The sequence below is a fragment of the Streptomyces yatensis genome, assembly GCF_018069625.1.
GTDB classification, from domain to species: Bacteria; Actinomycetota; Actinomycetes; order Streptomycetales; family Streptomycetaceae; genus Streptomyces; species Streptomyces yatensis.
In genome coordinates, this window is the sequence record NZ_CP072941.1 from 5,845,062 (window position 1) to 5,858,654 (window position 13,593).

The window sequence follows — 13,593 nt, forward strand, 5'->3', positions numbered from 1 at the left end:
TGAACGACGGAGCGACCCGCGTGGCGGTGGAGACGGCGAAGAACGCCACGACGGCAGAAGGACAGCACCCCCATGGGCATCCCCACGGCCACACGGGCTGTGAATGCTCCCAGGGGGCCCGTGAGGGCCATCGGCGGGCGGTGGCCGCGTTCGTGGCCCTGCGGGAGCGTTTCGCGGCCGGAGAGGGCCTTCCAGCGGCTCTCGTCCACTCGGCGGGAGCGTCCCGGCAGTGGGTCTCCGACGAGCTGTCCCAGGCGGCCCGCTCCGTCGCCGACAGCGGCCGCGCCGAGACCTCGGCATGGCGGCACCGGGTCTGGCGGCGCACCGTGTTCGTGGTGTGGGGCGCGGTCGGGGTGCTGCTGATCGGCCAGTTGGCCACGGCGATCGGCGCGGGCTGGTCGGTCGCCCGGACGGCCGGGCTCACCGCCGCCGTGGTCACCGCCGCGCTGCTGACCCTCACCGCCCGGCTGCACCGCGCGGACGGGGGCCCGCTCGCCCCGCTCGTCGGCGAGGACAACCGACTCTCCACCTCCCGCGCCGTCGCCGCCGCCTGGCTGCTGATCGCGGTCTTCGCGGTGCTGGTGCTCGGCGTCGAGCTGGCCGTGGCCCCCGGCGACCGGCAGCGGCTGACCGACGGGCTGGCCCTGGACCACGCCGCCGGGCTCCTTACGGTCGCCGCGTTGACGTGTGTGACCGCCGTGCTGGCACGGCTCTTCGTCGCGGCCCGGGTGCGGGCGCAGCGGCTGCAGAAGGTGCGGGCCGTGCGCCCGCGCGCCGCCGATCTGCTGACCGACGACGCGGGCCGCGGCAGCTTCGCCGATGTGCAGTATGTCGTCGTCCACGCCGCGGCCCTCGCCTGCACCGCCGTCCGCCTCGGCCGCGAGCCGTGGCGGCTGCCCGATGTGCCCTGGGGCCTGACGCTGCTGGCGGCCGTATCGGTGGTGATGTACCTGACCGGGAAGTACGCGGAGGGCGGCCGGCCGACCGTGCTGTCCGTCGTACGGGTCCGCCCCGAGGAGGGCGCCATCGACCGCGACGCCCCGATCCGCACCGGCGACGACATCGAGATCCGCGGCAGCGGCTTCGTCCCGCCGGGCGCACAGGACCCGGACCGGCTGGCCAAGCTGGTCGTCCGCATCGGCAGGGTGCACGTCCATGTGCCGCTGGTCCCGGTCGCCGGCGGCTTCAGCAGCCCGACCGACACCGCGCTCACCGTGCCGGTCCCGGTGGACGTGGAGCCGGGCCGGGTGGATGTACAGGTCGTGACGGCCTCGGGCGCGGAGACCAACCCCTATCCCATCGATGTTATGGACTGAGTCGTTCCGGCCTGCCGCTCCGTATGGTTTTGTCGAACGCGCAACGAAATAGCGGCGCGACGGGAGAGGCGGGCGGCATGAGACACGCGGATCGTATGGCCGGTTCGGGCACGGCGGGCAGCGGCGGCAGCGTGCACGGGGTGAGCGGCGTGAACGGCATAGGCGGGCAGCAGCCCGTGGGAGTTCGGGCCACGGCCGCCCGTTACGCGCTGCTGCCACTGCGGATCTTCCTCGGCGTCACCTTCGTCTACGCCGGGATCGACAAACTCACCGACTCGGCCTTCCTGTCCGACTCGGGCACCGGCTCGATCGGCGAGCTGATGCGTCAGGTGCGGGACAGCTCGGCCCTGCCGTGGATGGTCGACCAGGCCCTCAAGGACCCCACCGCCTTCGGCTACGCCATGGCCTACGGCGAACTGGCCGTCGGCCTCGGCATCCTGGTGGGCCTTCTCTCCCGCCTGGCCGCCTTCGGCGGCGCGCTGATCTCCCTGAGCCTGTGGCTCACGGTCAGCTGGCAGTCGGACCCCTACTACTACGGCAACGACCTGGCCTATCTGATGGCGTGGCTGCCGCTGGTGCTGGCCGGTGCGCCGTATCTCTCCCTGGACGTCGCCATCTCCAGGCGCCGGCGCCGGCAGGGCTCGCAGCTCTTCACGTAGGAACGCGGTACGTGGGGCGTGCCGCTTCGCGCGGGACGTGGCCGGGGCCCCGGGCCACGTCCCGTCAGTTGTTGAGGATGCGGAAGCCGTCCCGGACCTCGTCGAAGATCGGCCGGGTGGTGCCCCAGTCCGCGTCCGGGCCGCTCAGGTAGATCGCGTACTCCTTCTCGCCCTCCTTGCCGAAGCCGAGGTCGAGCGCGCGGTACATCCGGACCTCGCCGCGGAACTTGAACTCCCAGATGGCGGCGGGCATGCCCTGGTACTTCGTCTCCTGGAGCCGCAACCGCTCGTAGATCGGGTACTCCTTCTTGTCCTTGAACGCGACCTCGAGGTCCTCGAAGTGCTGGACCTGGTCACCGGAGGCGAAGTCCAGGACGTTGATCCGCAGACCGACCAGCCCGTTGGGGGCGAGGTAGCGGACCTCCTGGGTGCGGTCGACCGTGTTGCCGTCGGGGTCGGACTGCTCCTGGCGGGACCAGCCGTCGGGGATGGGCAGCGAGAAGCCGAACTTCTTCTCGGTGACGATGTGGTAGCCGGACGGCGGGGTGTACGGCTTGTTCGCGGCGGACGACGGCGTGTCCGTGGCGGAGGACTGACCTCCGCCACCCTTCTGGCCGTTGTCATGGTCGAAGCCGAACAGATAGACGCCGCCCGCCACGGTCACGACCGCCAGGGAGGCCGCCACGGCCGTCCACACCGTCTTACGGCTCTTGCCCGCCGGAGCGGACGGGGGCATGGGCGTCGGGGTCGTCATGGACGGCGTCGACGCGGTGAACGGCGTGGACGTGGCCGGGGTGTGCTGCTGGCCGGGGATGTTCGCGGTGCCCGAGGTGTGCTGCGGACCCGGCGTGTTCCCGGTGCCCGGCGGGGTGTGGTGCGGAAGCCGTGGGTCCGAGGGGTGCGGAGTGCTCGGCGTGTGCGGGGCGTTCGGCGCGCTCGGCGTATGCGGCGTGCTCGGTGTGTGGGACGTGTGTGAATACGGGGTCGATGTCGTGGGCGGGTTCGGCGAGGAGTGGGATGTGGTGCCCGTGGTCCCGCCCGTGGCCGTGCCGGACTCCCGTCGCGTCGACAGATTCATGGTCGCGTCGATCGGCGGCGTCGACAGCGAGGTGGTCTCCGCCTCCGCCGCCGGCATCCGCAGCGCCCGTTCGGTCTCCTCCGCCGAGGGCCGCAGCTCCGGCTCCTTCGCCAGCAGACGCTCGATCAGCGGCCCCAGCGCCCCCGCCTGTTTGGGCGGGTCCAGCGGATCGACGGCGATCGCGTAACCCGTCTCGATCGCCGTTGCCTTGCGGAACGGCGGCCGCCCCTCGACCGCCTGGTAGAGCGTCGCCCCCAGCGCCCAGAGGTCCGACGCGGGGCCGGGCTTGCGGCCCCTGACCCGCTCGGGCGCGATGTAGTCGATCGAGCCGACGACCTCGCCGGTCTTGGTCAGCGTCGAGGTGCCGGTGGCCATCGCGATGCCGAAGTCCGTGAGCACGACCCGGCCTTCGGGGCCGAGCAGCACATTGCCGGGCTTGACGTCCCGGTGCAGCACCCCGGCCGCGTGCGCGGCGCGCAGGGCGGCGACCATGCCGCGGCCGATGCGGGCGGCCTCGTCGGGGGCGACCCGTCCGCCGTTCTTCAGCAGGTCGGCGAGGGTCGTGGAGGGCACGTACTCCATGACGATGCACGGCAGTCCGTAGTGGTCCACCACGTCATGGACCACGACCACGTTGGGGTGGGTGATGCGGGCCGCGCTGCGCGCCTCGCGACGGGTGCGTTCGTGCAGCGTCGTCAGCTCGTCCTCGGCGAGGTGGGGAGAGACGTAGAGCTGCTTGACCGCCACCTGACGGCCCAGCAGTTCGTCCTCCGCGCGCCACACCGTGCCCATGCCGCCACGGCCGATCTTCTCGACCAGGCGGTAACGTCCGGCTATCAGGTGGCCTTCGTCCGACACCGCTGTCCCCTCCCGCACACGTTCGATGCGACACGATAGCCGCCGTGACCCTTGGGGGGATCTCAGGGAAGACCTAGGGGCATGCCGGATGTCGCGGGTACGGCCCTGTTGTCACCATGGACGCATGACAGAAGCACCCACCGTGGCGGACGAGGCCGAGGCCGCGTCCGGTTCCCGCCTGTCACCGACGCCACTGCGGCGCAGTCGTGACCATAAGGTGATCTCGGGGGTGTGCGGAGGGCTCGGCCGGTACTGCGACCTGGACCCGGTGATCTTCCGGGTGGTGCTGTCGGTGCTGGGCGTCGCGGGCGGCCTCGGCCTGATCGTGTACGGCTTCTGCTGGCTGCTGATCCCCTTCCACGGCGAGGACGAGAACGAGGGGCGCCGGCTGCTCTCGGGGCGGGTCGAGGGCCCGGGGCTGACGGCGGTGCTGGTGGCGCTGGTGGGCTGCGGGCTGTTCCTGTCGATGCTCAACAACGGCGGCGTCATGTACTTCTCGTTCATGCTCGCCCTCGCGGCCGCCGGTGCGGGCTACTGGTCGCACCACCGCCGCCAGGCCGTGAGCGTGGGCGCGGTGGACCCGGCCACGGCCCAGGCGGTCGCCGACGCGCCGCCCGAGACCAAGGCCCCGCCCACGCGCGGCGGCCCCGCCCCGTCCTGGTGGCGCGATCCGATCGTCAAGGACGGCACGACCGGGCCGCTCGGCTTCGCCGCGGGGTCCGGCGCCGGATCGCGTACCGGCTATCTGTGGGGGCCGGACGACGGCCCGTACGACAAGGCGGAGGCGAAGGCGGAGCGGGCCCGCCGGGTGCGGGACCGGGCGTCGATCGGCGGCTGGGCCTTCCTGGTGGCGGTCGCCGCGGCCGTGGTGGGTGCGCGAGCGGGGTGGTCCTCCCAGCCGCTGGGCACCAGCCTCGAGATCGGTTTCGCCTGCGCGCTGGGCGTCTTCGGGCTGGCCCTGGTCATCAGCTCCCGCTGGGGCCGCGCCGGTGGCGGCACGGTGTTCCTCGCGCTCCTCACGAGCGGGCTGCTGGCCGGCTCGGCGGCCCTCCCCGATTCCGTCACCCCCGACTGGGCCCGCCGGACCTGGGCCCCGACCTCCGTGAGCTCCCTGCGCGGCGGCTATGAGCTGGGCGGCGGTGTCGCCGAGTTGAAGCTGAACCGCCTGCCCCTGGAGGCGGGCAGCACCGTCTCCAGCCGGGTGGAGATGGGCGCGGGCAAGCTGGCCGTGACGGTCCCGCGCGACGCCCGGGTGAAGCTGGACATCGAGGTCGGGATCGGCGACATCTGGCTTCCGGGCGAGAAGACCAACAACGTCGACATCGGGCCGGGCCGGGAGCGCAAGCTCACCCTGGGCCCGGCGGACGGCGGTAAGGCCGAGGGCACGGTCTCGCTGAAGCTGGAGCTGGGGCTGGGCACCGTGGAGGTGAAGCGATCATGAGGCGCCATTCATTCGGTCATTCGTTCGATCGTTCGTGTGACCACTCGCTCGGTCACTCGGCCCCCGACCGGACCCGCCATGCGTTCGAGCCGGGCAAGCTGGTGGCCGGGCTGGTGGTCCTGGGCATGGCCGCCGCGTACGGGATGGACGCGGCCGGAGAGTGGGACGTCCGCCCGGAGATCGCCCTCCCGACGCTCCTGGGCGGCCTGTGCGTGGCGGCCCTGACCTCGGCCCTCACCTACGCCCTCCGCCGCCGGTCGCGGCGTGCGACGCCCGAGGAGGGTGTGGCTGAGGGCGGGGGCTGAGGACTGGCGGCGGGGCTGAGGGCGGGGGCTGAGGGCTGGCGGCGGGGCTGAGGGCGTCTGCGGGGGCGGTGGCCGGGGCGCGTGTGTGGGTGTGTGGGGATGTGTGTGGGTGTATGGGGTGGATGTGGATGCCTTGAGGGGGTTGTGGGGCCGGGCCCTGGGCGCCGGGACCGGGGGACCGGGGAGGGGCCCTGGGCGCCGGGTTCGGGGACCCGGGGTTCGGGGACCCTGGGCGCCGGGTCGGGGAACGATCAGGGGCGACCCTGATGCCCGTTGTCGGCCGGACGTGTGACGATCGAGCCATGACCGCCGCCGTGCCCCCTACGACCCCCGAGCCACCCCCGCGCAAGCTCTACCGCAGTGCCGAAGGCCGCCTCCTCGGCGGTGTGGCGCGAGGGCTCGCGGGGCATCTCGGGCTGCCGGTCCTGTGGGTGCGGATCGTCTTCGTCGCGTTGGTCATGGCGGAGGGGTTCGGCGCGCTCGTCTACGCGCTCTTCTGGTTCATCGTCCCCCTCGGCGTCGGCGGCGTGGAGACGATGACCACCCGCCCGTTCACCACTGTGGGCCCCGACGGCCGCCGCCGGATCCTGGCCCGCAGGCCGGAGCGGGGCCAGATCATCGCGCTGGTCGCCCTCTGCGTCGGCATGGGCATCTTCATCCAGGGCTTCCACCTCGGCCGTGCTAACACCTATATCTGGCCGCTCCTCCTCATCGGTGCGGGCGTCGCCCTCTTCTGGCGCCAGGCGGACAACGCGCGCCGCGCCCAGTGGGTCGAGCTCAGCCGCAGCAAGCGGGTCCTGCCCCTGGCCCGTGGCGCCGCCGGGGTCGTGCTGGTGGCCGCCGGGGTGTCCGGGATCGTCGTCCTGCAGGGTTCGGCCAAGCACCTGGGGGCCGTGCTGCAGGCGGCCCTGGCCGTTCTCGTCGGCATCGCGCTGCTGGTGGGTCCGTATGTGGTGCGGATGACGCAGGACCTCTCCGAGGAACGGCTGATGCGCATCCGCGCGCAGGAGCGGGCGGAGGTGGCGGCCCACGTCCATGACTCCGTGCTGCACACCCTCACCCTGATCCAGCGGAACGCGGAGGAGCCCCGCGAGGTGGCCCGGCTCGCCCGCGCCCAGGAGCGGGAGCTGCGCGCGTGGCTCTACCGGCCGGAGGGCACCGGCAAGGACGAGGCCGAGGAGCCGGACACCCTCGCGGAGGCGGTGAAGAAGACGGCGGCGGAGGTCGAGGACCACCATGGCGTCCCGATCGAGGTGGTGGTGGTCGGCGACTGCCCGCTGGACGAGAAACTGGGCGCACAGATACAGGCGGCGCGCGAGGCGATGGTCAACGCGGCCAAGTACGGTGGCGACGGCGGGGCCGTCCAGGTCTTCGCCGAGGTCGAGGGGGCCACGGTGTTCATCTCCGTGCGCGACCGCGGCCCCGGCTTCGACGTGGACGCGGTGCCGGAGGACCGGATGGGCGTACGCGAGTCGATCATCGGCCGGATGCAGCGGAACGGCGGCACGGCCCGGCTGAGGTCAGCGCCGGACGGGGGCACGGAAGTGGAGCTGGAGATGGAGAGGGCGGCGACGACATGACCGACGCGTATGGCCTGTCGGCCGGTAGCTCAGGCGGCGAGGGGGGCCTTGCCGCGCCAGGTGGCCTCCCGGCGTTCGGGGGCAGCGGTCCTGCTATCGGTGGCCTGTCGGCCCTCGGTGGCCTGTCGGCCCTCGGTGGCCGGTCGGCCTTCGGCGGCACCCCGGCCTTCGGCGGCACCCCGGCCTTCGGCGGCCGGTCGGCCTTCGGCGGCACCCCGGCCTTCGGCGGCCCGGGTTCCACGGCGGCCCAGGGGGCCCTGGGCGGCGCGCCCATGGCGGGCGGTGTCCCCACGGGGGGCGACGCTTCCGCGGCGGGCGGAGTCCCCCGGGCGGGCGGCTCTCGCGTGTCGGCTGGCGCTTCCGCGGCCGGTGGCTCTCGGGCGCCCGGCGGCTCCGGCCGCGCCTCGGTGCCCGGCGGCACAGCTGCGTCCGGCGGAACCTCGGCCTCCAGCGCCACGGGCAGGGCGGGGAACCCGGGCACGTCGGGTGGCACGGGGGCGTCGGGTGGCACGGGCACGCCGGGCCGTACGTGGGCGTCGGGCCGCACGGGCACGTCGGGTGGCACGGGCACGCCGGGCCGCACGGGCCCCACGGGCATGGCAGCGGCCGCAGGAGGCACGGGCATGGCAGGCGCAAGCGGCACGGGAGGCTCCGGCGCGGCAGGAGGCCCGAGCGGTCCGGGCGCGGCGGGACCGGCCGGTGGCGTTCCCGCGTCCGGTGGCGGTCCCGCGCCCGGTCCGGCCGGGGCCGGAGGCGCCGGGGACGACGACGCCGCCGTGCCGCGCCGCGTGCGCGTCGTGCTCGTCGACGACCACCGGATGTTCCGTACCGGAGTGCAGGCCGAGATCGGCGAGACGGCCCGGACCGGCGTCGAGGTGGTCGGCGAGGCCGCCGATGTCGACCAGGCCGTGACCGTGATCACCGCGACCCGCCCCGAGGTCGTGCTGCTCGACGTCCACCTCCCCGGCGGGGGCGGCGTCGAGGTGCTGCGCCGCAGCGCCTCCCTGATGGCCGACCCGGAGCGCCCGGTGCGCTTCCTCGCGCTCTCCGTCTCGGACGCCGCCGAGGACGTCATCGGGGTCATCCGGGGCGGCGCCCGCGGCTATGTGACCAAGACCATCACCGGCACCGACCTCGTCGACGCGATCTTCCGGGTCTCCGAGGGCGACGCGGTCTTCTCGCCGCGCCTCGCCGGTTTCGTCCTCGACGCCTTCGCCTCCACCGACGCTCCGCCCGTGGACGAGGACCTGGACCGGCTCACCCAGCGCGAGCGCGAGGTGCTGCGCCTCATCGCGCGCGGTTACGCCTACAAGGAGATCGCCAAGCAGCTGTTCATCTCGGTGAAGACGGTCGAGAGCCACGTCTCGGCGGTGCTGCGCAAACTCCAGCTCTCCAACCGCCATGAGCTGACCCGCTGGGCGACGGCCCGCCGCCTGGTCTGAGCCGGGAGCGGGGGCGTACGGCGGCCGCCGCTCAGCCCGGCACCTCCATGCGCTGGGTGCCGATCACCGACAGCAGCCGCAGGGCCTCCTCGGACGGTGAACCGGGGTCGGCGGTGTAGATGACGACCCGCTGATCCCGGTCGGCGAGGTCCAGCACATCGCAGTTGACGGAGACGGGCCCGACGAGCGGATGGCGGAACGTCTTGCACAGGGTGGGCCGGGCGCACACGTCATGGGAGTCCCACAGCCGGGCGAACTCCTCGCTCCCGGCGCGCAACTCCGCCACCAGCTCGGTCAGCTCGGGGTCGTCGGGGTAGCGGGCGGCCGCGGCGCGCAGATTCTCGGCCGTGGCCCGGGCGAACTCCCCCGCGTCCGTCACCCCGTACAGCCGCCGCTCATCCTGGTACGGGCTGAGGAAGGCGCGGCGGGCCAGGTTGCGGTCCCGGCGGGGGAGCGCGGAGAAGTCCTCCATCAGCGCGGCGGCCAGGTCGTTCCAGGCGATCACCTCGTACATCGCGGAGACCACGATCGCCGCCGCGTTCGGCAGCCGCCGCAGCAGATCCACGATGCTCTGCCGCACCTCCCGCGGGGGCCCGGCCGCGGGGCCCGGCGGGGCGCCGGCGAGATGGTGGAGGTGGGTGCGCTCGGCGTCCGCCAGCCGCAGCGCCCGGGCCAGCCCGGCCAGCACCTCGCGGGAAGGACGCGGGGCGCGGGCCTGCTCCAGCCGCGTGTAGTACTCGGTCGAGATGAACGCCAGCTGCGCCACCTCCTCGCGCCGCAGCCCCGGGGTGCGGCGCCGCGTCCCGGCGGGCAGCCCGACATCGGCGGGGGTGATCCGCTCGCGCCGGCTGCGCAGGAAGGCCGCCAGTTCTCGTCTGTCCACGCCTTCAGTGTGCGGCGCGGCGATGGGCCCAGCCAGGTACCGCCGGTGCCTGGCTGGGCTCCGGCGTCCGCAGCAGGCTCGTGACCATGGACAACACACCGAACACCACCCACGCCCCCTCGACCCCCGCCGCGGCCGGCGGACTGCTGGCCGGCAAGGTCGCCTTCATCACCGGCGCCGGGCGCGGCATCGGCGCCGCAGCGGCGCGCCTCTTCGCCCGGGAGGGCGCCCGGGTACTGCTGGCGGCCCGTACGGAGGCCGAGCTCAAGACCGTCACCGAGGAGGTCCGGGCGGCCGGTGGCACCGCGGATCACGTGGTGTGCGACCTGGCCGACGCGGCGAGCGTGCGGGCCGCCGTCGACCGGGCCGTGGAGCTGTACGGCCGGCTCGACGTGGCCTTCAACAACGGCGCGACGATCCAGCAGCCGGGCCCGATGGACCAGCTGGCGGAGGCCGACTTCGACCACGTCTACGCCGTCAATCTCCGGGGCCCCTGGCTGGCCATGAACGCCGAGGTCGCTGCCATCCGCGCCACCGCGGGAACGGGCGCCATCGTCAACAACTCCAGCGTCGGCAGCCTCAGGGGCAACCCCGAACTCCCCGCGTACGGCGCCGCGAAGCGCGCGGTCAACAGCCTCACCGAGTCCGCCGCCATCACCTACGGTCCGGAGGGCATCCGCGTCAACGCCATCGCGCCCGGGGCCACGCTCACCGAGATGATCCGCGAATGGGAGGCGGAATCCCCCGGCGTCGTCGAGCGGATCACCACCCACGCCCCGCTGCGCCGCGCCGCCGACCCGGACGAGATCGCCCAGGCCGCGGCCTGGCTCCTCAGCGACCGCGCCTCGTATGTGACCGGCGTGGTCCTCCCGGTGGACGGCGGCAGCCGGGCCTGAGCCCGCCGGCACCGCCGGCCGGGTGCGACTGATCGCCCGGGCCGCACCGCCCGGGCCGCACTCGGACGGGCCGCACCCGCCCCGGGCCGCACCCGCCCCGGGCCGCACCCGGATGGGCCTCATCCGAGGCCGAACTCCGGCTCGACCCCCGTCAGATCGCGGCTCGCCGACCACAGGCGGGCCGCGACCTCCGCATCCGCCAGATGACCGCGGACGGGCCGGAGCCGGGGGGTGCCGCGGAGGCCGAAGATCCTCGGGGCCCACAGCTGGCCGCCGGTGACGGACGGGTCGAGGACGGCTCGTACGGCGGGCCAGGCGGCCGCCTCCTTGCCCTGGACGAGGAGTCCGGCGGGCAGCCCGCGCAGCCGTTCGCCGGTCGTGGGGGCGTGGAGGGGCGGACGGGGCGGGGTGAGGGAGTCGAGCGCGCCACCGGGGTGGGTGACCACGCTCCGCACCGTGCTGCCGGCCGTCCTCAGACGGCGGTCGAGTTCGAACCCGAAGAGCATCTGGGCCAGTTTCGACCGTCCATAGGTGCGGTCCGGCCGGTAGTCCCGGGTGCTTTCGAGGTCGTCCAGGTCCAGCCGCTCGGAGGTGGCCGCGAAGCTGCCCGTGGTGACGACCCGGCCCTCGGGGGCGGCCGCCAGCAGCGGTGCCAGCCAGTGGGTCAGCGCGAAGTGCCCGAGGTGGTTGATCCCGAACATCGCCTCATGGCCGTCCCCGGTCTCACGGCGGGGCGGCTCGTCGAACTTCACCCCGGCGTTGTGGACGACCGCGTCCAGACGGTCCGAACGCAGCGCTTGCGCGGAGGCCTTGAGCGAGCCGAGGTCGGCGAGGTCGAGCCGGATATGGCGCACCCGGGCGTCGGGGACCCGGGAGCGGATCGAGGTCGCGGCGGCGTCCGCCTTGTCCGCGTCCCGGCTGCCGAGGACGACGCCGGCTCCCGTACTTGCGAGCTGTTCGGCGACGAAGTACCCGATCCCCGCGTTGCCGCCGGTCACCAGAAAGGTCTTTCCGTCGGCACGCGGCAGCCGATGGACGTCCCATGGCGCGGTCGATGCTTCGGAGGGGGCTTCGGACGAGGCGGCGGAAGGCATACGGGGGCTCCTGGCGTTCGTAAGGGCGACGGGCCGGTGACCGGATGTGGCTGACGCGGCTACATGTCAGCCTTACGGTCGCGACCGACGCCCCACCGACAGCGCGCCGTCAAAACGGTGGTACTCGCCGACAGGCCCCCGTCAGCCGCCGCCCTCCCGCCGACAAGTCCGGCCAGGGAGGGCTACACCGCCCAGGGAGGGCTACTACACCGCCCAGGGAGGGCTGCACCGGCGGGACCGCTACGCCGGGCGGGCCGCCCCCGCGAAGGGCATGTCGGCCACGGAGGCCACCCGGACGGGGGCGCCCGGGCGCGGGGCGTGGATGATGCGGCCGTCGCCGATGTAGAGGCCCACATGACTGACGCCGGAGTAGAAGAAGACCAGGTCGCCGGGGGCCAGTTGGTCGCGGGTGACGCGTCGGCCGGCGTTGATCTGCGTGTAGGTGGTGCGGGGCAGGGCGACCCCGGCGGCGCGCCAGGCCGCTTGTGTGAGCCCCGAGCAGTCATAGCCGTGCGGGCCGGCGGCGCCCCAGACGTACGGCTTGCCGAGGGCCGCGTACGCGTAGGAGACGGCGCGGGCGGCGCGGCCCGCGGTGGGGGAGGCGATCGTGTCGGCACCGGCCTTGTCGCCGTCCTGGGCCGCCAGCAGGCGCTGCCGCTGCTCGAGGGTCAGCCGGTCGAGGAGGCGGTCGGCGGCGGCGAGCCGTTGCTGGACGGTCCGCTTGTGGCGGGCGGCCGCCGTCTGGGAGGCGCGCAGAGCGGCGAGGCGGTCGGCCGCCTCGCCGCGGACCTGGCGTAATTTCCGCTCCTGACGGCCGACGGAGGCGATCAGGGCGGCCTGGCGGCTCCCCGCGCGCTCGGCGAGCGAGGCGCGCTGGAGGTACTGGCCGGGGGAGGAGGACAGGGCGAGCTGGAGGGCCGGGGCGATCGTCCCCGAGCGGTACTGGGCGGTGGCGAAGGCGCCGAGGGCGTTGCGCGCGGCGTTGAGCCGGGTGGTGCGGCGGGCGGCCTGGTCGCGCAGCGCGTCCAGCGCCTCGCGGGCCTTGTCCGCCTTGTCCTTCGCGCCGTTGTACCGCTCGGTGGCCTCCTCGGCCTGCCGCTGGTACTCATCGACCTTCGCCTTCACCTGAGCGGGGGTGAGGCGGTTCTCGGCGTGCCCGGTGCCGTCGAGGAGGGTGGCGGACGCGGCGCCGGTGAGGGCGAGGACCGCGGCCGCGCGGGCGGTGCTGCTGGTGAGCGAGCGCTGCTTGGGCTTCCTGTGCGACGCCACTGCGGCGGTTCACCTGGTCTTTCTTGGGCATTCCAGGACATTCCGCTGATCCTGGACCCTCGTGGGGAGCGGACGGACAGGTGGCAGTCCGCCGTGAGGCGGGGACCCTCAGTTGACGGGAAGCGGACTGCCACCTGGAGGAGGAAGTTAGGCCGGAAACCGGGGGTCGTGCGGGGGATTGAACGGGAGTGCACGTATTTCGTCGCTCCCGTGACGGTGGCTGATCGCCCGGCGAGTGGGGTGGTCGGGAGTGTGGGGCGGCCGTGACCGAAGCGCCGATAGGGGCCCACCCGAGTGCCGGGTGATGATATGCGCGCGGTTAGTCTCCGGAGCCATGGACGTACTCATTCACGTGTTCGTCGGCCTGCACATCGTCGGCATCGGCGCGCTGCTCGGCGGCTTCTTCTCGCAGCTCAAGGCGATGGGCGCGGGCGAGGCCCGGATGACCCCGGCGATGCTGCACGGCGCGCTGACCATGCTGGTGACCGGCGCGGCGCTGGTCGGGCTCCATCAGGCCGACGACAACAGCGTCAACAACATCAAGATCGGGGTGAAGCTGGCGCTGCTGATCGTGGTCCTCGGCCTGGTGTATGTGAAGCGCGACGAGGAGAAGGTAGAGTCTGCCGCCTTCGGCACGGTGGGTGCCTTGACAACGGCAAACATTTTCATCGCCGTGCTGTGGACCTGACGAGCTGATCATCTGAGGTAATCACGAGACAATTCCGACACCTTTTCGACACGATCCTGAGGCAACCGTTTGCACTCGTGAGCT

Annotated in this window: 12 protein-coding genes; 8 read left to right on the plus strand and 4 right to left on the minus strand. The window is 73.4% G+C overall.

Features of this window, described 5'->3' with window-relative positions; all coding sequences use genetic code 11:
• The first annotated feature begins 20 nt into the window (after positions 1-20).
• Positions 21-1,316, plus strand: a complete 1,296-nt coding sequence (locus J8403_RS24600) for a serine/threonine-protein kinase (RefSeq protein ID WP_211125052.1) — start codon at positions 21-23, stop codon at positions 1,314-1,316.
• A gap of 77 nt (positions 1,317-1,393) precedes the next feature.
• Entirely contained in the window at positions 1,394-1,975 is a 582-nt protein-coding gene (locus tag J8403_RS24605; protein WP_246585969.1) for a DoxX family protein, read from the plus strand.
• Positions 1,976-2,039: 64 nt separating this feature from the next.
• Here the strand turns inward: J8403_RS24605 and J8403_RS24610 are convergent, their stop codons facing one another.
• Positions 2,040-3,911 carry a serine/threonine-protein kinase gene (locus J8403_RS24610; RefSeq protein WP_211125053.1) on the minus strand — a complete coding sequence of 624 codons (1,872 nt, stop codon included), beginning with the start codon at positions 3,909-3,911 and terminating at the stop codon, positions 2,040-2,042.
• 124 nt (positions 3,912-4,035) lie between these two features.
• Between J8403_RS24610 and J8403_RS24615 the strand changes: the two genes are divergently transcribed.
• The 4 genes from J8403_RS24615 (at position 4,036) to J8403_RS24630 (ending at position 8,679) form a co-directional block, all read left to right on the plus strand.
• The gene (locus J8403_RS24615; RefSeq protein WP_246585970.1) at positions 4,036-5,352 is read left to right on the plus strand and encodes a PspC domain-containing protein; all 1,317 of its coding nucleotides are present in this window, start codon (positions 4,036-4,038) and stop codon (positions 5,350-5,352) included.
• Positions 5,349-5,657 (plus strand): hypothetical protein, encoded by a 309-nt coding sequence (locus J8403_RS43770; RefSeq protein ID WP_246585971.1) that lies wholly within the window; start codon positions 5,349-5,351, stop codon positions 5,655-5,657. The genes J8403_RS24615 and J8403_RS43770 overlap by 4 nt, the downstream gene beginning before the upstream one ends.
• A gap of 302 nt (positions 5,658-5,959) precedes the next feature.
• Entirely contained in the window at positions 5,960-7,237 is a 1,278-nt protein-coding gene (locus J8403_RS24625; RefSeq protein ID WP_211125055.1) for an ATP-binding protein, read from the plus strand.
• Between the two features lie 596 nt (positions 7,238-7,833).
• Positions 7,834-8,679 (plus strand): LuxR C-terminal-related transcriptional regulator, encoded by an 846-nt coding sequence (locus tag J8403_RS24630; protein ID WP_425519828.1) that lies wholly within the window; start codon positions 7,834-7,836, stop codon positions 8,677-8,679.
• Between the two features lie 31 nt (positions 8,680-8,710).
• Here J8403_RS24630 and J8403_RS24635 read toward each other — a convergent pair whose 3' ends face one another.
• Complete coding sequence (locus J8403_RS24635; RefSeq protein WP_211125057.1) at positions 8,711-9,562, minus strand: helix-turn-helix transcriptional regulator; 852 nt, start codon at positions 9,560-9,562, stop codon at positions 8,711-8,713.
• 86 nt (positions 9,563-9,648) lie between these two features.
• Here J8403_RS24635 and J8403_RS24640 point away from each other — a divergent pair, with 86 nt between their 5' ends.
• The gene (locus tag J8403_RS24640; protein ID WP_211125058.1) at positions 9,649-10,458 is read left to right on the plus strand and encodes an SDR family NAD(P)-dependent oxidoreductase; all 810 of its coding nucleotides are present in this window, start codon (positions 9,649-9,651) and stop codon (positions 10,456-10,458) included.
• A 119-nt stretch (positions 10,459-10,577) separates the two neighbouring features.
• On the opposite strand, the gene J8403_RS24645 is transcribed toward J8403_RS24640, so the two are convergent.
• Both J8403_RS24645 and J8403_RS24650 read right to left on the minus strand, forming a co-directional pair.
• A complete protein-coding gene (locus J8403_RS24645) occupies positions 10,578-11,552 on the minus strand; it encodes an SDR family NAD(P)-dependent oxidoreductase (protein ID WP_211125059.1) in 975 nt (324 codons plus the stop codon).
• Positions 11,553-11,792: 240 nt separating this feature from the next.
• Positions 11,793-12,821 carry a C40 family peptidase gene (locus tag J8403_RS24650; RefSeq protein WP_211125060.1) on the minus strand — a complete coding sequence of 343 codons (1,029 nt, stop codon included), beginning with the start codon at positions 12,819-12,821 and terminating at the stop codon, positions 11,793-11,795.
• Between the two features lie 334 nt (positions 12,822-13,155).
• Here J8403_RS24650 and J8403_RS24655 point away from each other — a divergent pair, with 334 nt between their 5' ends.
• Positions 13,156-13,509, plus strand: a complete 354-nt coding sequence (locus tag J8403_RS24655) for a hypothetical protein (protein WP_211125061.1) — start codon at positions 13,156-13,158, stop codon at positions 13,507-13,509.
• The last annotated feature ends 84 nt before the right edge of the window (positions 13,510-13,593 follow it).

Coding starts and splice junctions, on each gene's coding strand:
- J8403_RS24645 (WP_211125059.1), bottom strand. CDS start 11,552: ATGCCTTCCGCCGCCTCGTCCGAAGCCCCCTCCGAAGCATCGACCGCG.
- J8403_RS24640 (WP_211125058.1), top strand. CDS start 9,649: ATGGACAACACACCGAACACCACCCACGCCCCCTCGACCCCCGCCGCG.
- J8403_RS43770 (WP_246585971.1), top strand. CDS start 5,349: ATGAGGCGCCATTCATTCGGTCATTCGTTCGATCGTTCGTGTGACCAC.
- J8403_RS24605 (WP_246585969.1), top strand. CDS start 1,394: ATGAGACACGCGGATCGTATGGCCGGTTCGGGCACGGCGGGCAGCGGC.
- J8403_RS24615 (WP_246585970.1), top strand. CDS start 4,036: ATGACAGAAGCACCCACCGTGGCGGACGAGGCCGAGGCCGCGTCCGGT.
- J8403_RS24625 (WP_211125055.1), top strand. CDS start 5,960: ATGACCGCCGCCGTGCCCCCTACGACCCCCGAGCCACCCCCGCGCAAG.
- J8403_RS24655 (WP_211125061.1), top strand. CDS start 13,156: ATGGACGTACTCATTCACGTGTTCGTCGGCCTGCACATCGTCGGCATC.
- J8403_RS24630 (WP_425519828.1), top strand. CDS start 7,834: ATGGCAGCGGCCGCAGGAGGCACGGGCATGGCAGGCGCAAGCGGCACG.